This is a genomic window from Brochothrix campestris FSL F6-1037 (genome assembly GCF_000525915.1).
GTDB lineage: Bacteria > Bacillota > Bacilli > Lactobacillales > Listeriaceae > Brochothrix > Brochothrix campestris.
Genome location: NZ_AODH01000017.1, coordinates 12,694 through 33,786, shown reverse-complemented (window position 1 = coordinate 33,786; position 21,093 = coordinate 12,694). Strand labels below are relative to the sequence as shown.

At 42.9% G+C, this 21,093-nt stretch carries 18 protein-coding genes and 2 pseudogenes; all 20 read right to left on the bottom strand.

Annotated elements, in window-relative coordinates; translation table 11 throughout:
* Nucleotides 1-9: 9 nt before the first annotated feature.
* The 20 genes and pseudogenes from BCAMP_RS04560 to BCAMP_RS04465 all read right to left on the bottom strand — a co-directional run bounded on the left by BCAMP_RS04560 (nucleotide 10) and on the right by BCAMP_RS04465 (nucleotide 21,067).
* Nucleotides 10-384 carry a hypothetical protein gene (locus tag BCAMP_RS04560; RefSeq protein ID WP_035314036.1) on the bottom strand — a complete coding sequence of 125 codons (375 nt, stop codon included), beginning with the start codon at nucleotides 382-384 and terminating at the stop codon, nucleotides 10-12.
* 30 nt (nucleotides 385-414) lie between these two features.
* A complete protein-coding gene (locus tag BCAMP_RS04555) occupies nucleotides 415-687 on the bottom strand; it encodes a hypothetical protein (protein WP_035314035.1) in 273 nt (90 codons plus the stop codon).
* A gap of 205 nt (nucleotides 688-892) precedes the next feature.
* Nucleotides 893-2,183 (bottom strand): annotated as a pseudogene (gene purD / locus BCAMP_RS04550) (phosphoribosylamine--glycine ligase).
* A 34-nt stretch (nucleotides 2,184-2,217) separates the two neighbouring features.
* Nucleotides 2,218-3,753, bottom strand: coding sequence for a bifunctional phosphoribosylaminoimidazolecarboxamide formyltransferase/IMP cyclohydrolase (gene purH, locus BCAMP_RS04545; RefSeq protein ID WP_035314034.1), 1,536 nt, complete (start codon nucleotides 3,751-3,753; stop codon nucleotides 2,218-2,220).
* Entirely contained in the window at nucleotides 3,753-4,334 is a 582-nt protein-coding gene (gene purN, locus BCAMP_RS04540; RefSeq protein WP_035314033.1) for a phosphoribosylglycinamide formyltransferase, read from the bottom strand. Before purN ends, purH begins: the two co-directional genes overlap by 1 nt.
* Before the next feature lies 1 nt (nucleotide 4,335).
* The gene (gene purM / locus BCAMP_RS04535) at nucleotides 4,336-5,376 is read right to left on the bottom strand and encodes a phosphoribosylformylglycinamidine cyclo-ligase (RefSeq protein WP_035314032.1); all 1,041 of its coding nucleotides are present in this window, start codon (nucleotides 5,374-5,376) and stop codon (nucleotides 4,336-4,338) included.
* 13 nt (nucleotides 5,377-5,389) lie between these two features.
* Complete coding sequence (purF, locus tag BCAMP_RS04530; RefSeq protein WP_035314031.1) at nucleotides 5,390-6,823, bottom strand: amidophosphoribosyltransferase; 1,434 nt, start codon at nucleotides 6,821-6,823, stop codon at nucleotides 5,390-5,392.
* Nucleotides 6,808-9,028 (bottom strand): annotated as a pseudogene (gene purL, locus BCAMP_RS04525) (phosphoribosylformylglycinamidine synthase subunit PurL). Before purL ends, purF begins: the two are co-directional and overlap by 16 nt.
* On the bottom strand, nucleotides 9,018-9,698 hold the full coding sequence (purQ, locus tag BCAMP_RS04520) for a phosphoribosylformylglycinamidine synthase subunit PurQ (protein ID WP_035314030.1): 681 nt from the start codon (nucleotides 9,696-9,698) through the stop codon (nucleotides 9,018-9,020). The pseudogene purL and the gene purQ overlap by 11 nt, the downstream one beginning before the upstream one ends.
* Nucleotides 9,695-9,949, bottom strand: coding sequence for a phosphoribosylformylglycinamidine synthase subunit PurS (gene purS, locus BCAMP_RS04515; RefSeq protein WP_035314057.1), 255 nt, complete (start codon nucleotides 9,947-9,949; stop codon nucleotides 9,695-9,697). Before purS ends, purQ begins: the two co-directional genes overlap by 4 nt.
* A 45-nt stretch (nucleotides 9,950-9,994) precedes the next feature.
* Entirely contained in the window at nucleotides 9,995-10,702 is a 708-nt protein-coding gene (gene purC, locus BCAMP_RS04510; protein ID WP_035314029.1) for a phosphoribosylaminoimidazolesuccinocarboxamide synthase, read from the bottom strand.
* A gap of 150 nt (nucleotides 10,703-10,852) precedes the next feature.
* On the bottom strand, nucleotides 10,853-12,157 hold the full coding sequence (gene purB, locus BCAMP_RS04505; protein ID WP_035314028.1) for an adenylosuccinate lyase: 1,305 nt from the start codon (nucleotides 12,155-12,157) through the stop codon (nucleotides 10,853-10,855).
* Between the two features lie 16 nt (nucleotides 12,158-12,173).
* On the bottom strand, nucleotides 12,174-13,295 hold the full coding sequence (gene purK, locus BCAMP_RS04500; protein WP_035314027.1) for a 5-(carboxyamino)imidazole ribonucleotide synthase: 1,122 nt from the start codon (nucleotides 13,293-13,295) through the stop codon (nucleotides 12,174-12,176).
* A complete protein-coding gene (gene purE, locus BCAMP_RS04495) occupies nucleotides 13,288-13,776 on the bottom strand; it encodes a 5-(carboxyamino)imidazole ribonucleotide mutase (RefSeq protein WP_035314026.1) in 489 nt (162 codons plus the stop codon). The genes purK and purE overlap by 8 nt, the downstream gene beginning before the upstream one ends.
* A 420-nt stretch (nucleotides 13,777-14,196) precedes the next feature.
* Nucleotides 14,197-14,550 (bottom strand): P-II family nitrogen regulator, encoded by a 354-nt coding sequence (locus tag BCAMP_RS04490; protein WP_035314025.1) that lies wholly within the window; start codon nucleotides 14,548-14,550, stop codon nucleotides 14,197-14,199.
* A 15-nt stretch (nucleotides 14,551-14,565) separates the two neighbouring features.
* The gene (locus BCAMP_RS04485) at nucleotides 14,566-15,762 is read right to left on the bottom strand and encodes an ammonium transporter (protein WP_035314024.1); all 1,197 of its coding nucleotides are present in this window, start codon (nucleotides 15,760-15,762) and stop codon (nucleotides 14,566-14,568) included.
* Between the two features lie 179 nt (nucleotides 15,763-15,941).
* The gene (locus BCAMP_RS04480; protein WP_084038534.1) at nucleotides 15,942-16,904 is read right to left on the bottom strand and encodes an AEC family transporter; all 963 of its coding nucleotides are present in this window, start codon (nucleotides 16,902-16,904) and stop codon (nucleotides 15,942-15,944) included.
* 107 nt (nucleotides 16,905-17,011) lie between these two features.
* Entirely contained in the window at nucleotides 17,012-17,563 is a 552-nt protein-coding gene (gene nrdG, locus BCAMP_RS04475) for an anaerobic ribonucleoside-triphosphate reductase activating protein (protein ID WP_035314023.1), read from the bottom strand.
* A complete protein-coding gene (gene nrdD, locus BCAMP_RS04470) occupies nucleotides 17,556-19,427 on the bottom strand; it encodes an anaerobic ribonucleoside-triphosphate reductase (protein WP_035314022.1) in 1,872 nt (623 codons plus the stop codon). The genes nrdG and nrdD overlap by 8 nt, the downstream gene beginning before the upstream one ends.
* 227 nt (nucleotides 19,428-19,654) lie before the next feature.
* On the bottom strand, nucleotides 19,655-21,067 hold the full coding sequence (locus BCAMP_RS04465) for an amino acid permease (RefSeq protein WP_035314021.1): 1,413 nt from the start codon (nucleotides 21,065-21,067) through the stop codon (nucleotides 19,655-19,657).
* Nucleotides 21,068-21,093 lie beyond the last annotated feature (26 nt).

The window sequence follows — 21,093 nt, the reverse complement described above, 5'->3', positions numbered from 1 at the left end:
ACTAGCTTTTCATTTGCATACATCAACGTTTTTTTCTTGCTGTTTCAAAACATCCGGGTTATCGGCTGTTAATTCAAACACACCTGTAATTGTTGCTTTGAATTTTTTCTTTGTTTGGCTGTCATCCATATTTTGTAATTCTAACTCTAAGGTGTCGCCAATGTTAACCTTGTATTCATCGATATAAGCCTGTGATACAATCACTGGATTTTTGACTTTCGAGTCACTTGGAAGCTTACCATCTAACAAATCAATGTTTGATGAAGCCACTTGTTTATTAGTACTATCTAAAATTGACACCTGTGTATCTGTTGCAGCATAACCTGCACGTGGATCTTTTTCCTTACTTGAAAACTGTGTAAAGACACTTTCTTTTGCTTGCACAGAAAAATCTTTCACATATTTTGATTTTTTTTACTTTTTTGACCATTTCTGCATCAATCGCTTTTTTTTTGATTTTCCCGAATCAGCACTCATCATCTCTTGCATAATCGTATCAAGATTGATATTAATTGAGACAATCGCATTCACTTTATCGCGATTCGTATTTAAGACTTCCTTCAATGATTGTTGCACCGCGGAACCTGATATTAAAAAAGTTAAGACGACTAAAAATAACAACCCTAGAATTAACGTCCTCTTTTTTAAATTAATTGTGCTCTTTAGCATTCGCTTTAAAACCTTCACTTAATCACTCCTCTTCTTTGTTAACGTTAGTATAAACAATCGATATAAAGCATGAATGAACCCTATGTGAAGTTAAGATGAAGTTGCTACACGCAAAAAAACAGGTAATCAAATGATTACCTGCCAGCTTGTAGACAAAGTCGAATTAAACTGCTATTTCTGTGACACTAATTGCAGCAACTCTGGCTACGAATACCGATTAAGACTATCTTGGTGACGTTGGTCGTTCTGCTGTCGCTGCCCGATGTCCAATATCTTCACGGTATACGAGTTCACGCGTATCGATTTTTTTCAATTCTTGATAGAGCATTGCTTGGGCTGCTTGCATTGTCTTCGCCCGCATTGCTAACAAACTGACACGACCACCATTAGTAACGAGTTCGTTTGTGGCATTTAAAGCCACACCCGCATGAAACACAGCCGTGTCATGATTGAGTTGTTCAAACCCAGCGAGTAATTTGCCGTTTTCATACGCCTGTGGGTAGCCTTTGCTCGCGAGCACAACACCTAAGGTGACACCGTCAGTTTGCCATGTAAGTGTGGGTGTGCGATGCGCTAATATATCGGTAATCACAGTCGCGAAATCCGAGGTCAAGCGATCGAGTACCACCTGTGTTTCAGGATCACCAAAGCGGGCATTGAACTCAATTACCTTCGGACCTGATGCTGTCAAGATAAGTCCGGCATATAGAATCCCTGTAAACGAACGTTCTTCCGTTACCATTGCTACCGCCGTCGGTTTTAAGATTGTTTCAACCGCCTCATTAATGACCGCTTGACTGATATGATGTACAGGCGCATATGCCCCCATTCCACCCGTGTTCAAGCCTTTATCTCCCGCTAAGGCCCGCTTATGATCCTGAGCAATAACCATCGGATAGACGTTTTCACCATCAACAAAGGCCATCAATGAAAATTCTTCACCAACCAAGAAGTCTTCCACTACAATTGCCGCACCTGAGGCGCCAAACTGGTTATCACAGAGCATTGCATAGGCGGCTTCGAGTGCTTCGGTCGTTGTTTCAGCGACAACGACACCTTTACCAGCTGCAAGCCCATCCGCCTTAATCACAATTGGCGCTCCCTTCATTTCGATGTAGGTTTTCGCTTCGTCATAAACCGTAAATGTTTGAGAGGCTGCCGTCGGAATGTGATACGATTGCATCAGCTGTTTGGCAAAATCCTTGCTTCCTTCAATAATCGCCGCCTTTTTTTGCGGACCAAACACCTGAATGTTGGCTGCCTGTAAGTCATCGACTACACCTGCTAACAATGGCACTTCTGGCCCGACAAAGACCCAATCAAGCCGCTGTTTTTTTGCAAAGGCAATCAGTTCTTGACTATCGGTTTCAGCAATAGCGATGCATTTAATACCATCTTGCGCCATACCGGCATTGCCTGGTACACAATAGACGCGAGTCACTTGGGGACTTTTTTTGTAGTTTTTTGCTGATGGCATGCTCACGCCCACCACTGCCAATCACTAACACTTTCATTTCAATTCCTCCTCAGTTAAGCAACAGCCATTAATTAATGTTTAAAATGACGCACACGCGTAAATACCATCGCGATACCATGTTTGTTTGCTTCATCAATCGATGCTTGATCTTTCATTGAACCACCCGGTTGAACAATCGCACGGATACCTACCTTTGCTGCTTCTTCAATCGTATCAGGCATTGGGAAGAACGCATCACTTGCTAATACCGCGCCTTGCGTACGTTCGCCCGCTTGTTCAAAAGCAATTTTAGCTGCACCAACGCGGTTCATTTGTCCGGCGCCGACACCAACTGTTTGTTGATGGTCACCGATGACAATCGCATTTGATTTAATATGTTTAACAACCTTCCACTGAAATGCAAGCGCTGCGAGTTGTTCAGCTGTTGGTGCCACTTCAGTGACAACTTCCCACTGAGACTCATCTTCTATGACAACATCACTCGATTGAATCAGTAAACCGCCCGCTACACTTGTTTTAACATGTGACACAGGTGCCGCTCCATCAATTGGTAATTGTAATAATCGGAGGTTTTTCTTTTGTGTCAACAGCTCTAAGGCCGCTTCACTATAACTTGGTGCAATTAATATTTCAAGGAACATTTTGCTTAAATGTTCAGCCGTAGCTAAATCAATCTCACGGTTAAATGCGAGTACTCCTCCAAAAATCGAGGTTGGATCGGCTTCATATGCTTTCAAGAAGGCCGCTTCAATCGTTGTACTTAAACCGACACCACAAGGATTCATATGTTTAACAGCCACAACCGCTGCTTCAGTAGTAAATTCTTGGACGATTTGTAAGGCCGCATCAGCATCACGGATATTATTGTAGGACAATTCTTTGCCATGTAATTGATCAGCCGTTGCAATCGATGCCTGTGTTGCAATCGGTTCCTCATAAAAACTCGCTGATTGATGCGGGTTTTCACCATAACGCAACGCTTGTTTACGATTATAGGTTAACGTTAATTTTTCGGGGTATTCTTCGCCAACAACCGTCGTTAAATACCCAGCAATCAATGCATCATAAGCAGCTGTGTGACGGAATACTTTTGCAGCTAAACGTTGACGTGTTGCAAACGTCGTGTCGTCATGCTCGCGTAATTCAGCTAAGACGACATCATAGTCAGCCGCATCAGCAATCACAGTGACACTTTGATAGTTTTTTGCTGCCGAACGTAACATTGAGGGACCACCGATATCAATGTTTTCAATCGCATCGGCTAACGCCACATCTGGCTTTGAAATCGTTGCTTGAAACGGGTATAAATTGACCACAACAAGATCAATCAGTGTGATATCGTGTGCAGCAACTGCTGCCATATGTTGTTCATCATCTCGACGGGCTAATAAGCCACCATGAATGAGTGGATGTAAGGTTTTGACACGACCATCTAACATTTCAGGAAAGCCTGTTACTTCTTCAATCCCGATTACAGGTAAACCTGCCTCAGCGATTAACTCCTTTGTACCTCCAGTCGATACAATTTCAAAATTAAGGGCAATTAATTGCTCAACCAACTCTAATATTCCTGTTTTATCTGACACACTAATTAATGCTCGTTTCATTATTTTGCCACCGTTCCCTTCGATTGTATAAGTGCTTGAATGACTGCTGGGTAATGTTTGTATTCTGCTTGATGAATCCGTTCTTCCAATTGGTCTAATGTATCTGTTTTTAAGCGTGGTACCTTAAATTGGGCAATCGGTCTGCCAGTGTCCATTCCTGCATCGACGTAATGAATCGTAATGCCTGTTTGGGCGTCACCCGCATTATACGCTTGCTCAATTGCCGCCTTACCTGGATAAAGTGGTAGTAACGACGGATGCAAATTAATGATTCGGCCTTCGTAAGCCGCCAGTAAGGTTGGGCCAATCAGTCGCATGTAGCCTGCGAGTACGACTAACTCAATCGTTAATTCCACTAAGCGTTGTGCGATCATCTTTTCAAACGCCGCCTTTGTTTCAAATGCACGTGGATTAAACACCAATGTTGCAATGCCTTGACTTTTGGCCCGTTCAATCACGAGTGCCTCCGCGCGATCACAGACGAGCAAGGCAATTTCACCAGCTAATGCACCCGTCTGACTCGCACGTAACAAAGCCGCAAAATTCGAGCCGTTACCTGAAGCAAAAATTGCTAATTTCATCTTAGGCCTCCTCAAAATAAACAGTATGGGCTTCGTCAGTTTGAACCGAACCAATCACATAAGAAGCCTCACCAGCTGCTAGCAAGGCCGCTTGGGCCGTCGCCACATCTGCTGGTGCAACCGCGACAATCATCCCAATCCCCATGTTGAATATTTCGTACATTTCAAGTGGTGGTACAGCACCATACGTTTGTAAAGCCCCAAAAATCGGTAACATCGGCCACGAACCTAGTGTGATTTTGGCTGAATAGTTTGACGGTAACATCCGTGGAATGTTTTCGACAAAACCACCACCAGTTACATGACTAATCCCATGAATTGCAACTTCCTTTTGTAAGGCTAAAATCGGTTTGACGTAAATTTTCGTAGGTTTCAATAACTCATCAGCAAGTGGTTCTGCTAATTTAGGTAATTGTTCAGTGAGGCTAAAGTTATTTTGTTCAAACATAATCGCACGTACAAGCGAGTAACCATTACTATGAATGCCGCTCGAAGGAATGCCAATCAAGACATCACCGGCTTGCACCCGCTCGTTCGTAATCACCTGCTCTTTTTCAACTGCACCGACAGTAAAGCCTGCTAAATCATAATCGTTTTCACCGTACATGCCTGGCATTTCAGCTGTTTCACCGCCGACCAAAGCACAGCCCGCCTGCTCACAACCCGTCGCGACACCGGCTACGATTTGTTCAAGTCGTGTTGGTATCGCCTTGCCGGTTGCAATGTAGTCTAAGAAAAACAACGGTTCCGCTCCTTGTGCAACGATGTCGTTGACACACATAGCCACACAGTCGATGCCGATTGTTTCATGTTTATCGGCCGCAATAGCAACCATTAATTTAGTACCGACCCCGTCAGTGCCCGAAATAAGCACCGGTTGCTTTAAGCCAAGGGTTGAGAGATCAAACATCCCGCCAAACCCACCAATTGCCCCCATTACACCAACGCGCTCTGTGCGCTTCACATGTTTTTTGATACGTTCAACTGTTTCGTAACCTGCGTTTACATCAACACCGGCACGTGCATAAGCATTCTTTGTCATCATCTCGTCCTCCTTAGCGTATTGAACTCTCTTTTAAACTCTCACGGTACGATTGTTCATAGTCATATAAGCCCGTTGGATAATCGCCATTGAAGTAGGCCATCGTAATGCCACCATACTTCTCATTCGGGAACGGACGACCAATCGCATCGACGAGTCCATCACAGCTTAAGTACGCCAATGAATCAGCCCCAATTTGCTCACAAATTTCAGGCACAGTGTAGTTGGCTGCAATTAATTCGCGACGTGTTTGAATGTCAATGCCATAAAAACAAGGGTACATTAACGGTGGTGAGGCAATCCGCACGTGTACTTCTAACGCACCCGCCTCACGCAGCAACCTCACAATGCGTTTACTCGTCGTACCACGGACAATCGAATCATCAATCATAATGACACGCTTGCCTTTAACGACACCACTAACTGCCGACAGTTTCATCTTCACACCTTGCTCACGAAGCTCTTGGCTTGGTTGGATAAACGTGCGGGCGACATAACGGTTCTTAATTAAGCCGAGTTCATACGGCAACCCGACTTCTTCGGCATATCCAATCGCTGCTGAAATACTTGAATCAGGGACACCAATCACCATATCAGCTTCAATTGGTGCTTCTTGGGCTAAGGTAACCCCCATCCGTTTACGTGCCGTATGCACGTTAATTCCAGCAATATTAGAATCAGGACGCGCAAAGTAAACATATTCCATGCTACAAATGGCATGTTGTGTATCTGTACGGTAATGGTCAATGTGCATGCCATCCTTATCAAAGATAATCATTTCACCCGGCTCAACATCGCGAACAAACTCAGCACCAACAACATCAAAGGCACACGTTTCTGAAGCAACGACGTACGAATCGCCTAAACGACCAATCGACAAGGGACGAAATCCACTCGGATCCAACGCACAAATCATCGCATCCTCTGTTAATAATAAGTAGGCAAAACCACCCTTTACCTGACAGAGAGCTGCTTTTAGATTATCATAAAAGTCATCTGAAATCCCGCGCTTAATAAGATGGGCAAGCACTTCCGTATCTGAACTCGACTGAAAAATAGCACCTTCACGCTCGAGCTTGCCACGCAATGTGTCAGCATTAATTAGATTACCATTATGAGCAAGTGCTAACGATGAGTTTTGAAAGTGGAACAACATCGGTTGCACATTTTGCAACGTCTTACCACCAGCTGTGGCATAGCGCACATGACCAATGGCACCTGCTCCCTGTAGCTCATCCAATTCACCATTTTTAAAAACATCGGCGAGCAAGCCTAAGTTACGGTGACCGTCGATTTTTTCGCCGTCAGTGACACAAATGCCTGCGCCTTCTTGCCCTCGATGCTGTAAACTATGCAAACCAAAATAAGTAACAGATGGCGCTTCATCATGTCCCCAAACACCAAAGACCCCACATTCTTCATTTAATCCTCTTATTTCAGTAGACATGGCAGTGTCGCCTCCCAAGCAGTTTCTAAAACAGCTGTGTTCACTTCAACGTCTTCATTTGTTGCCTGTACCCGTAGCACACCGTCAGCACTCACCTGCCCAATTGCAACAGCTGCTTCACCAAACTGAGCCGCAAAAGCGTCGTGGTTAGCCGCTGAGACTGAGACTAAAAAGCGTGATTGTGATTCACTGAACAAGAGGTCACTCGTAAATGGCACTGTCACATTAACACCAAACTTGCCTTTAAAGGCTGATTCCGCCAATGCAATTGCCAAACCACCCTCAGCTAAATCATGAGCCGAAGCGACTAATCCACTACGAATCGCTGTTAATAATTGTGATTGATACGCTTGCTCGATAGTTAAATCAATCGTCGGAGCTTTACCACTAATCGCACCTTCTTGCAGTTTTTGCAATTCTGAACCGTTAAATTCAGCCTTCGTTTGACCGATTAAGAAGATGGAATCGCCCGCTTGTTTGAACGATTGCGTTGTGACATGTTCTAATTCCGTCACCAAACCAACCATCCCAATGACCGGTGTCGGATAAATAGCCTCACCATCTGTTTCATTGTACAAGGACACATTTCCTGAAATAACGGGCGTATTTAACACACGACAGCCTTCTGCAATACCATCCGCTGCTTGCTCAATTTGCCAAAAAATTTCGGGTTTTTCGGGATTTCCAAAGTTTAAGCCATCTGTAATCGCCAACGGTTGCGCTCCTGAACACACAATGTTCCGTGCGGCTTCAGCCAACGCAATTTGACCACCGACTTTTGGGTCTAAGTAAAGGTAACGTGAATTGCAGTCAACCGTCATCGCAATCGCCTTGTTCGTCCCACGAACGCGCAGCACTGCGGCGTCAGAACCTGGTAACACGACCGTATTTGTACGTACTTGGTAGTCAAATTGTTCATACACATGACGTTTACTCGCAATTGTCGGTTGGGCAATTAATTGCTCCCACAACTTCGCAGTATCAGCAATGACCGGCACAAACGGTGCCTGTGCTTGAAAATCACGGTATTGCTGTGGTTCACGTGCTTCTTTATGATAAACGGGTGCATCTTCTGCCAATGCATCTACCGGCACATTCGCGACAATTTCACCGCCATGACTAATGGTATACATGCCATCATCAGTTACCTCGCCAATAATAACGCCTTCTAAGCCATAGCGTTCAAACAGCGCTTGAATCTCATGTTCATGCCCTTTTTTAATTACAGAGTAACATCCGTTCTTGTGATTCCGACAAGAGCATTTCATAAGCACTCATCTGCGTTTCACGTTGCGGGACAGCATCCATGTTCAAGCGTAAGCCTGATCCGGCTTTTGATGCCATTTCACTCGATGAACTCACTAATCCGGCTGCACCCATGTCTTGAATTCCGACTAATATAGCCGAATGGTTTTGAATGACTTCTAAACAGGCTTCGATTAGTAGTTTTTCCATGAATGGATCGCCTACTTGAACAGCTGACCGTTGTTGTTCGCCTTCTTCACTGAATTCAACCGAGGCAAAGGTTGCACCATGAATGCCATCACGACCTGTTTTTGCTCCCACGTACATTACCGAGTTTCCGACGCCAGCAGCCTTTCCTTTTTGAATGTCTTTTTGATCGATAATACCGACACACATCGCGTTAACAAGCGGGTTTTTAGCATAGCTTGGTTCAAATTGAATTTCACCACCGACTGTTGGAATACCAATTGAATTCCCGTAACCAGCAATACCCGCGACTACTTCATTCACTAAGTACTTTGTATGGGCGTTATCAATCTCACCAAAACGTAACGAGTTTAACATTGCAATCGGTCGAGCGCCCATCGAGAAAATATCACGGATAATGCCACCGACACCTGTCGCTGCTCCTTGATACGGTTCAACGTATGACGGATGATTATGACTTTCTACCTTAAAACAAACACCTTGTCCATCACCAATATCAACAATCCCTGCACCTTCACCAGGTCCCATTAACACTTGCTCACCCGTTGTTGGAAACTTCGCCAACACCGGTTTCGAATTTTTATAGCTGCAATGTTCTGACCACATCACTGAGAACAGCCCTGTTTCGGTATAATTCGGTTGGCGTTTTAAGATGGTACAAATGAGGTCATACTCAGCGGGAGTCAAGCCCATTTCTAAGTAAAGTTGTTCCGTTGCAATTGTTGCTGCACTAGGCTCTGTTTTAGTTAGCATTTGTTTCCCTCCATTGGTTGACGATTGATTGAAATAGTTTTAAACCATCTGCACTACCGAGCAAGTCTTCAACCGCTCGTTCTGGATGAGGCATCATTCCTAATACATTGCCCGCTCTGTTTGTTATACCTGCAATCGCCTCACGCGATCCGTTTGGATTCTCACCTTCGTACGTAAAGACAATTTGTTGATTGGCTGTCAGTTCAGCTAAAGTCGCATCATCACAATAATAATTTCCTTCACCATGGGCAATCGGAATGCTTAAACGCGCCTCCTTGTCATATTGATTCGTAAATAAGGTCGCATTATTCGCCACTTTGAGTGTCACTGTCTTACAGATGAAATGGAGGTTTTGATTACGAATTAACGCCCCGGGTAACAATCCACTTTCTGTCAAAATTTGAAAACCATTGCAAACACCGAGCACTGGTTTGCCTTCGGTGGCAAAGCGCATCACCTCTGACATTATCGGTGCAAACTTAGCAATCGCACCCGTTCTTAAATAATCGCCATAAGAAAAGCCACCTGGTAATAATACGGCATCAAAGCCTTCAAGCGATGTCGCTTGATACCAAACGTAGTCTGCCTTCTCGTTTAAGTTGTCGCGAATTGCATGTAACATATCTAAATCACAGTTTGAGCCTGGAAATTGAATGACTGCAAATTTCACGCTTCTTCAACCTCCTCAATCTCATACCAATAGTTTTCCATCACTGGATTTGCAAGTAATTTATCACATATTTCATTGACGACTTCCTCAACTGGACGCTCACTTTTGGCTATCATGATTTCCATGTACTTACCGACACGGATGTCTTGTACCTCTTGATAATCCATACTGTTTAATGACTCTTTAACTGCCACCCCTTGTGGGTCTAACACACTCTTCTTCAACGTTACATACACCTTTACTTTAAACATCGTCATGACATTCACTCCTTATTTTATGATGTGTGTCTCACTACCTTATGCCGTTAATCGTCTCAATACTTCTTCATAAACCGATACTAGGTCGCCTAAGTCGCGGCGAAAAACATCCTTATCGAGTTTTTGCTTCGTTTCACTATCCCATAAGCGACAGCTATCCGGCGATATTTCATCCGCCAGCACAATTGAGCCATCTGCTAAACGCCCAAGTTCAATTTTAAAATCAACAAGTTCGATATTTGCGGCTTTGAAACGCTCTTGCAGAAGGGCGTTTATCGTATGTGCGACTGTTTTAAGCTCTGCGATTTCGGCCAGGGTCGCTAGTCCTAAAAAACGGATGTGATCTTCATTGATGAACGGATCATCTAAGGCATCATCCTTGTAATAAAATTCAACGATGGGTTCCGCCAAGACAGCCCCTTCAGCCACGCCTAGTTTTTTAGCCAGCGAACCCGCCATCACATTACGAACGACGACTTCAAGCGCAATGACATCCACTTTTTTAACGAGTTGCTCTGTTTCTGATAATGTCTCAAGTAAGTGTGTTTGCACACCGTTTTTTTCCAAGTAATGAAATAATAAGGTTGAGATTTGGTTATTCAAACGACCTTTATTAGCAAATGCCGTTTTACGTGCCCCATTCAATGCTGTTGCATCATCTTTATACGTCATCCAAATGACGTTTGGTTCATCTGTTGCGTACAACGATTTTGCTTTTCCTTCATATAGTAAGTGACCTTTTTGCATGGTATTTCCCCCTATATAGCCTTATTTATTTAGAATACTCCGAAAATTCGGTATATTGAATAAGAGAAAACGGTATGTCGTCATCCCTTACAAGTAGTGTGCAATGCCTATCAACCCAACTGGTGATAAGCATTGCACGCTGCCATTTCTTTATTTTTTAGTGAGTAAACCTAAACGTTCAAAGATAAAATCAACTTTTGTGAGGTGGTAATTGTAGTCAAAGCAGGCTTCAATTTCAGCTGCTGATAACTTAGCAGAAATTAATGGATCATTTTCGATTAGCGTACGGAATGGCACAGCTTCTTCCCATGATTGCATCGCAAGTGGTTGCACTGTATCATAAGCTGTTTCACGTGCTAAACCTTTATCAATTAGTGTTAATAACACATGTTGTGAATAAATCAAGCCGTGCGTTGCTTCCATGTTGCGCTTCATATTTTCAGGGAAAACAGTTAAGTTTTTCACAATGTTCCCGAAACGATTCAACATGTAGTTTAAGAGGATGGTTGCATCAGGTAAAATAATACGTTCAGCTGATGAATGTGAGATATCACGTTCATGCCATAACGTTACGTTTTCAAAGGCTGTCATCACATGCCCACGAACCACACGCGCTAAACCTGTCATGTTCTCAGAACCGATTGGGTTGCGTTTATGCGGCATCGCTGATGATCCTTTTTGCCCTTTGGCAAAGGCTTCTTCAACTTCACGAATTTCAGATTTTTGTAATCCGCGAATTTCAGTCGCGAATTTTTCGATTGAGGTCGCGATTAACGCTAATGTACTCACATACTCAGCGTGACGGTCGCGTTGTAACACCTGTGTTGAGATTGGATCCGCATCGATGCCGATTTTGTCACAAACATATTTTTCAACAAACGGATCAATGTTTGCATATGTGCCAACCGCACCGGAAATTTTGCCACATTCGATGCTTTTTGCCGCATGTTCAAAACGTTCCAAGTTACGTTTCATTTCTGAGTACCAAAGGGCTAACTTCAAACCAAAGGTTGTCGGCTCGGCGTGTACACCGTGCGTCCGTCCCATTGTTACGGTATCTTTATGTTCAATCGCTTTGTTTTTAATGATTTCGATGAAGTTATGTAAATCTGTGCGTAAAATATCATTCGCTTGTTTGAGTAAATAACCGTTCGCTGTATCGACAACATCCGTTGAAGTTAAGCCGTAATGTACCCATTTTTTTTCGTCTCCGAGCGATTCTGAGACTGAACGCGTGAAGGCTACCACGTCATGACGCGTTTCTTTTTCGATTTCAGCAACACGCGCGCTATCAAATGTTGCATTCGCACGAATTTTTTTGGCATCTTCTTTCGGGATCACACCGAGTTCCGCCCATGCTTCATCAGCTAAAATTTCAACTTCGAGCCATGCTTTATAGCGGTTTTCTGTTGTCCAAATATTGCCCATCTCTGGTCGAGTGTAACGTTCTATCATTTGTAATTTCCTCCAATTAATCCCAAATACGGGTGTTTTTTAGTTCTGCTTGAGTTGTTTCGAGTGTGTCCGTTAGAATGGTCAGGTGACCCATTTTCCGATTGTGTTTGGCCTCATCTTTGCCATACATATGAATGTGCCAGTGCGCCTTTTGGCCAATCTGAGCATAAGTTTGCTCGACGTGTTGACCAAGAACATTCGTCATCACCGCCCCACTTAACAACTGCGGTTTTGGCAACGGCCAGTTGCAAATGGCGCGAATATGCTGGTCAAACTGCGACACATCACAGGCTTCCATCGTATAATGCCCCGAATTATGAGGTCGTGGTGCAAGTTCATTCACATACACAATCTCATCTGCTGCCACAAATAACTCAATCGCCAACACACCTACCAGATCGAGTGCTAACGCGAGTTTCTGTGCAATCGCTTCTGCTTGTTGCACAACGGCTGCAGATAAGCGTGCCGGCGCCAATGTTTGATGCAAAATATTATGCCGATGAATGTTTTCGACCACGGGAAAGGTTTCTATCATCCCCCCATGGTTTCGTGCCACAATAATTGATGCCTCTGCTTCAAACGGAATCCAAGCCTCCAATACACAGGGGCCGTGTGCTAATAATCCAACGGCCTCATCAATATCTGTTGCTGAGTGTAACACGACTTGTCCTTTACCATCATAGCCACCATTACTTGTTTTTAAGACACACGGATAACCAATGCCAACAATTTCCTGATCGATGTCATCACGTTCGACGATGACCGCAAACGGTGCAACATTGATGCTTAAATCACTCAAATATGTCTTTTCAAGAATACGATCCTGCGTAATCGCTAATATCGATGCAGAAGGCGCCACCACTGTTGTTTTTTCAATCAGTTGTAACGCATTGTAATCAATGTTTTCAAATTCATAGGTCACGACAGCGGCACGTTCAGCTAACACTGTTAATGCGGCTTGGTCGGTGTAGTCTGCAACAATGTGTTCATCGCATACTTGCGAGCACGGACAGTTTCTTTGCGGATCAACCACAATCACATAAAAGCCCTTTGCTTTTGCTGTTAAGGCTAACATTTGACCAAGCTGCCCACCCCCGATAATACCAATTGTTTGGCCGGGATACAACTGTTTATTCAAGCGAATCACTACTTTCTATTACGCTTAGGCGCATATTTTCGCGTGTTCGCGCTAATTTTTCAGCTACTGTCTCATCTGTGATACTCAATATTTGCGCGGCCAGTAAAGCGGCATTTTTAGCACCTGCCTCACCAATTGCTACTGTTGCCACAGGCACACCACCTGGCATTTGCACGATTGATAACAATGAATCGAGGCCATTGAGTGCTTTTGATTTAATCGGAACACCGATAACAGGCAAGGTTGTTTGTGCCGCTATCATACCTGGTAAATGAGCGGCACCACCTGCTCCGGCAATAATAACTTTGAGACCGCGTTTTCGAGCTGTTTTAGCATAGTCAAACATTAAATCTGGTGTTCGATGTGCTGACACAACTTTTTTCTCATAAGCGATACCATATTCTGCTAATAAATCACAGGCAAGTTTCATTGTGGGCCAATCTGACGTACTGCCCATCACTACACCAATTTCAATTGTCATAGACGCCTCCTGAGTTGTTTGTTCTAATACGACTTTGAGTCCATCTTTCTTCCCTAAAATCACGTGTCTTGCTTTCATGTTCATTGTAACAAACAAACATAAATACCGTCAACTTATAATCGAACGATTTTACAAAGTATTTATTTAATGTTCGTGTTTTACACGTTTATTGTTTTCCTTATCACTAACTCGTTACACTTAACACCCTATCTGGCTATTTTGGGTGCTCAAAAAAAGGAATCGCAATGAGCGATTCCTGTCAGATTGTAGACCAAGTCCAACTTATTTACGAGCGCTGGTAAACAAGCGCTTGAACGACCTGTCGAATTGATAAACGCTTGAACAAACTGATTTCACTTTCGTTTCCCCTAATTCAATCAATGCAGTTTAGAACGGGCTTTAAAATACTTTCAGTTCTCCCTATAACGCTTCGCTACCTTCTTTACCAGTCCGAATATCAACAACCTGTGAAATTGGATAAACGAAAATTTTACCATCACCAGGTTCGCCGGTACTCAAGATTTTTTTCGTGACATCAATCACCGTTTCGACCGGCACTTCATACACAACGATTTCAATCTTGATTCGCTCAAAGACGCTTGTATCATGTTTAACACCACGATATAATTCAAGTTCTCCTTTTTGAAGGCCTGTTCCCAATGCATTTGTCACCGTAATACCGGTAATCCCAACTTCTTTCAAAGCTGTTTGCAACTCATAAAACTTGCCATCTCGTGTAATGATTTCAACTTTATAGATTCCTGTATTTACCATAGTATCATCCTCCTCTTATTCGCGGTAAGCCCGTTCCCCATGAATTGTTATATCTAACCCCGTTTGTTCTGCTTGTTTTGTAACGCGTAAAGATGTAACTAAACCAACAACCTTAGCAATCACAAACGTCATGACTGCTACAAATACAACCGTGATAATGATAGCTAAAAACTGATCCCAAACAAGCAGTGGATTTCCAGTCAATAACCCATCAACACCACCGACTGTTTTGTTAGCAAAGACACCTGTAAGTAGCGCGCCAATCGCACCACCCACACCATGTAAGCCAAAGGCATCAAGCGCATCATCATATCCTAAACGTGGTTTCAAGAACGTAATTGCCCAATAACACCCGGCTCCTGTTAACAAACCAATAAACAACGAACCAGTTAAGGTAACGAAACCTGCAGCTGGTGTAATACCTACCAAACCAGCTAATGCCCCACTCATCGTGCCTAGTAACGTCGGTTTCTTATTCACCACCCATTCAAGACCTACCCAAGCGACAATCCCAAAGACTGCAGCTGTACTCGTATTAACAAAGGCATGCATCGCGACATCGTTTAAGCTAAGCGCGCTCCCTGTGTTGAAACCAAACCAACCTAACCACACGAGCGTACCACCAATACCTACTAAAGTTAAATTGTGCGGTAAGGTAACTTCTTTCCGTTTACCAAGCATTAACGCCAGTACTAATCCCGTTACACCTGATGCAATATGTACGACCGTTCCTCCTGCAAAATCAAGGGCCCCGATATTAACACCGATAAAACCGCCCCCCCATACCCAGTGAGCAACGAAGGTATACACTAATAGTACCCATAAGGTGATGAACAATAACCATGCGCTAAATTTCATCCGTTCGGCTACTGCCCCACTAATAATAGCGACTGTAATCGCACAAAAGGTCAGTTGGAACATCATATTTAAAACATCAGGAATCCCTTCCTTCGGAATGTTAAAACCAAGATCATTTAACCAGATATAATCAAAACCACCAAAGAAAGCATTGCCCTCTGAGAAAGCTAAACTATAACCAATCATTACCCATAAAATAGAAACAACAACAATTGCAGAAAAACTATACATCGCGGTACTCAAAACATTTTTCGTTTGTCCCATACCGCCATAAAAGAATGCCAATCCGGGTGTCATTAACCATACTAACAATGTGCAAAGAAATACAAAACCTGTATCTGCCATAAGAACCATCTCCTTTTAAGATAAGCATTTAGAAAGTTATCCTTCTATGAGATTGAATTATACGGCAACTTTTAGGTACTAAGCAATAATTGTCAGAATATTCCGTTATTTTTGTGAGATAAGCTAACAAAATTGGCGTTTTTGATAGCTTGTTAAGATAATACTGTTCTCGTTGGTTAATAAAACGCTTAAAACTGAATATTCGAAACTGCTAATAATAGGAACGGAATTGCAATTAAAGCTGTTAAGGTACTTAACGTCACCATGATTGCAGCGTAATCAGAATCCGCCCCACTTACCTTCGCAATCACCGGTGCATTGGTCATGACTGGCATTGCCGCTTGAATAATAAAAACCTCTTTCATCAGTTGCGGAATATCCGCATAATAAACGATACATAACATCACAAAGGGCGATAAAATAAAGCGACCAAGTAAAATTCCCCAGGCATCCTTTGTTAGGCGAACATTTTCAAGACCCGCATTAAAAATACAAATCCCGATAAACAACATTGATAATGGCGTTGTCATACTGCCTAAATAATTCATATCTGCCATGATAAACGTTGGCAGTTTGACGTTAAACATCAACAAGGCAACCGCCACTAAAAAAGCGAGAAAAGGTGGTGAGAACACCCGTGATAAAGTCACTTTTAAAGAAGGTCGTTCGAGCTCATGTTCACCATCTTTGGCGATTAGATACGCACCAAGTGTCCAAAAACAAATCGTATTTGCCATGTAATAAATCAGCACATACGGTAAACTCGTTGTGCCAAACAACGCGAGGTTCACTGGTAAACCAATGAAAATCGTATTCGAATTAAGAAACATCGATTTAAAGGTGCCACGACGTCCTTCATTAACACCAACTACCTTAACTGCCAATAATGAGAGTAAAAACATCACTGCCATTGATATAAAGGGATAGATTAACCCTGGAATTAAGTCAATCAATTGTGACCGTGTAAAATCCGTTAAAATATTATTAACCATGTATAGCGGTAAAGCTACCATAATAATTAAGCGCACAATCACGCCGGTTGTTCGGTCATCGAACCACTTTTTACTGCATAAATAATAGCCAAGTGCAATCATCACTAAAATTGTTAAAATGCCTTCGGCGCCCTGTAAGAGAACCGCCATAAAAATCATCTCTTTCCTGTCCTTTTTTGAAACTATTTCATTATACCATTACTCAACTACTACCGTGACTATTTGCAAAAAAAAAACAGCCAAATGGCTGCTCACTTTGTTATTTGCTAATCGTACTGTTTATAAAGTACAACCCGTCGTTGTTCACGGCTTTGTTTGACATCAATGATTTTTTGATTCAAACTGCCCCTAAAAGGTAAGTTCGGTCTAAATAAGGCTTGCTCGAACTTGCCATCGACAAGCACATCACAGTAAGACAGTAATGCTTGTTTATCCGCACTCGCCTGACATAGTTCAGCATACGTATAGCCTGTCCAAATCCAAACATCACGTGTTTGACCGTATAGTTCACGGAGCTTCCTCACAAGATCTAAACACACCTGCGTGTTCAAAAAAGGCTCCCCACCTAACAGCGACAGACCTGTCACACCTTCATGACCAACATCCTTTAACACCTTGTCGGCAAAGGACGCACTGTATACCATGCCATAATTAAATGACTGAGCACTCTTGTTATAACAGCCTTCACAATTAAAGAGACAGCCTGATACATACACACTGCAACGTATTCCTTCACCATCAATCGCGTTAAATGGTTGATAGGACGCTATCCGTTGCTTACTAACCGCTTCAGCCACCCATTGTTTCAGCTCACTCATCGTTTGATGCCTTCGTATGTTTAACGCGATTTACAATTTCGTCGTGACGCCCATGAACCATTGGCCGCTTCACAGGATTTCCTAAATATCCACAGGTTCGCTTCACCACATCACAGGTCAGCGGATTGTGATTATGACAGGTCGGACATTCAAACCCTTTAGCAGTCGGTCTAAATTCGCCTTCAAAGCCACACTCAAAGCATTTATCAATCGGGGTATTCGTACCTAAATAAGCAACGCGGTCATAAGCATAATCCCATACGCTCTCAAGCGCAGCTAAGTTATGTACTAATACAGGGTATTCACAATAATGAATGAAACCACCTGACGATAAAGGGGCAAACGCTTTTTCATAGTCGATTTTTTCAAACGCCGAGACTTTTTCTCGCACGTCATAATGGAATGAATTTTGATAATAATCCTTATCTGTCAAAAAGGCAATTTCGCCATAGCGTTCCCGGTCCATGCGATTAAAACGATCAGCTAAACTTTCAGATGGAGTCGCATAGACACTAAACCAATAGCCAGTCTCCTCACGCCACTCAGCGGCATAGTCATTTAATTTTTGGAGCACACTTAAAATAAAGGCCTTCGCTTCGGTATTTTTTTCGGGATAAGCACCAAAGAAATGTGCCGCCAGTTCATATAATCCGAGATAGCCAATCGAGATTGTCGCTCGACCGTCTTTAAACAACGTATCAACAGCCTCACCCTTTTGTAACCGTTCGCCGAAGGCACCATATTGGTATAAAATCGGGGCGTTTTCTGGCTTCGCTTCTTTTGTTCGTTCAATACGATATAGCAAGGCTTCTTTCATCGTCACCATCTGTTCAGCAAATAACTGCCAGAAACGCTCGCTATTAGCTTGCGAACGAATCGCTAAACGCGGTAAATTCAATGTCACCACTCCCATATTCATCCGGCCTGCATTTTCAAATTCGCCCTTCGCATTTTTCCAAGCCGGCAAAAAAGAACGACAGCCCATCGGCGCCTTGAAATCACCAGTAATCTCCACAAGCTTATCGTAGTTCAACACATCGGGGTACATCCGTTTTGCTGAACATTCTAATGCTAATTTTTTTACATCGTAATTGGGATCCGTCGTTTCCAAGTTTACGCCACGTTTCAAGCTAAACACCAACTTTGGAAAAATTGCGGTCTGCCGTTGTTTACCAAGGCCAGCAAGCCGTACGTTTAAAATGGCTTGTTGAATTTCACGCTCAATCCAAGATGTTCCCAGACCAAACCCTAAGGTCACAAACGGCGTTTGACCGTTGCTTGAATAAAGGGTGTTAATCTCATATTCTAAACTTTGCATTGCATCATAAATATCCTTCTTCGTAAATGACAGCGCATAGTCTTCACGTCGACTCGGTTCCACCCATTCGCTCGCCTTAACGAGATGTTTTTCATAATTACACTCCGCATAATGCGCTAATATTTCATCAATCCGGTCAACTGAGCAGCCACCGTACTGTGAGCTCGATACATTCGCAATGATTTGCGCGATTTGAGCAGCTGCGGTTTGAATCGAATGCGGTGGCTCCACACTCGCATTCCCTATTTGAAAGCCATGTTCCAACATGCCTGCAATATCAATTAAACAGCAGTTCGTTAGCGGTTGATACGGTGAATAGTCTAAATCATGAAAATGGATATCGCCAGCCTCATGTGCTGCTGCAACATTTTCAGGTAACTGGTAACGCATCGCATAATACTTTGCTACAATTCCTGCCGTTAAATCCCGTTGCGTATTAAAAACCGTGCTGTCTTTATTCGCATTTTCATTCACAATATGTTTATCCTTACGCCATAATTTTTTGATGTCTTGTTCTAATGGCCTAAATCGCTTGTGCTTCCCCATACTATCCCTCCATTACTAATCGATATATAACTGATTTAAGGTTAGCACACACGCTCTCGACTTTTTTCACATTTTTGTATCCGTCATAAAGTTGTCGGTATTTTATTAAAGTTTCGTTAACAAAAAACACCACCCTCTAATGAGGCTAGTGTTAGCTTTTAGAAAGAGCGCTACTTTGCAACTAATTAACAAGACTTTCACTCCGAAAGTATAAGGTTGTAAAGCTTTTATTTCATCTTCGAATGATGACGGGCATATAAGAAGTAAACCGCGACGCCAATTAGCAACCACACGAGGAAGCGTAGCCATGTTTGCCACTGTAATCCGGCAATCAGCATTAAGCAAAAGAGGGCAGCCACAATCGGCAATACCGGTACAAAGGGTGCTCTAAATGAGCGTTTCAAATCGGGCTGTGTTTTCCGTAAAATAATAACGGCAATAGACACGAGGAAGAAGGCTGTTAATGTTCCGATGTTTACTAATTCAGACAAGACGTTCAAATTAATAAACCCTCCCGCTAAGGCACAAATCCCACCCGTAATTAACGTAGCGGTAAACGGTGTATCTGTTTTAGGATTTATTTTCGAGAATATTTTTGGAAACAGTCCATCACGACTCATGGCATAGGCTACACGGGTCTGACCATAGAACATCACAATCATCACCGTCGTCATCCCTAATATGGCACCGACATTAACAATCCCTGCCATCCAGTTTTGATTCACTGACTGTAAGACATAGGATACCGGTGCTGCTAAATAATCAGCAAAATGAGGGTAATAAACAACCCCTGTCATAATGGCCGTCATAATCACGTACAATATCGTACAAATTCCAAGTGAAATTAAAATCCCCCGTGGGATACTTTTTTGCGGATTCACCGTTTCTTCGGCGCTTGAGGATATCGCGTCAAAACCAATATAAGAGAAAAACACAATGGATGCCGCTGGTAAAATACCAACCGATTCACCACCAGAATGTGTAAAGAAACCAAACGGAGCAAATGGTGTCCAATTTTCGGGTTTAACATACCAAATTGTCACAACGATAAATAATAGCACAATTGCGACTTTTATGGCCACTAAGATGTTGTTCACCCGTTTTGTTTGGCGAATGCCCATCGCGATGACCAAGGTGATAACACCAATAATAAAAATAGCCGGTAAATTAATAAAGGTCGTTTTATTAGCATAGGTTCCCGCAGCTGCGGTTAAGGCCTGCGGTAAGTGAATGCCAATACCTTCGATGAATGAGACCAAATACCCTGACCATCCAACGGATACGGTCGCAGTCGCAAGTAAATATTCTAAGATTAAATCCCAGCCAATAATGAAGGCTAAAAATTCACCTAACGTAATGTACGTATACGTATAGACAGAACCTGAAATCGGCACTGTCGAGGCGAATTCTGCGTAACAAAAAGCGGCAAATAAGCAACAGAGTGCAGCCAGTACAAACGAAAGCATCAGTGATGGCCCCGCCTTTAACGCACCAACACCTGTTAAGACAAAAATCCCGGTTCCAATAATCGCGCCGATTCCTAAAAAGACGAGGTCAAAAGTGGTTAGTTCTTTCTTTAATGGTGATTGATAACGCAACAGCTCTGCGATGTCTTTCTTTTTAAAAAGTGAACTTGTCATCAGTAACACCTCCAAAAAATTGTCAA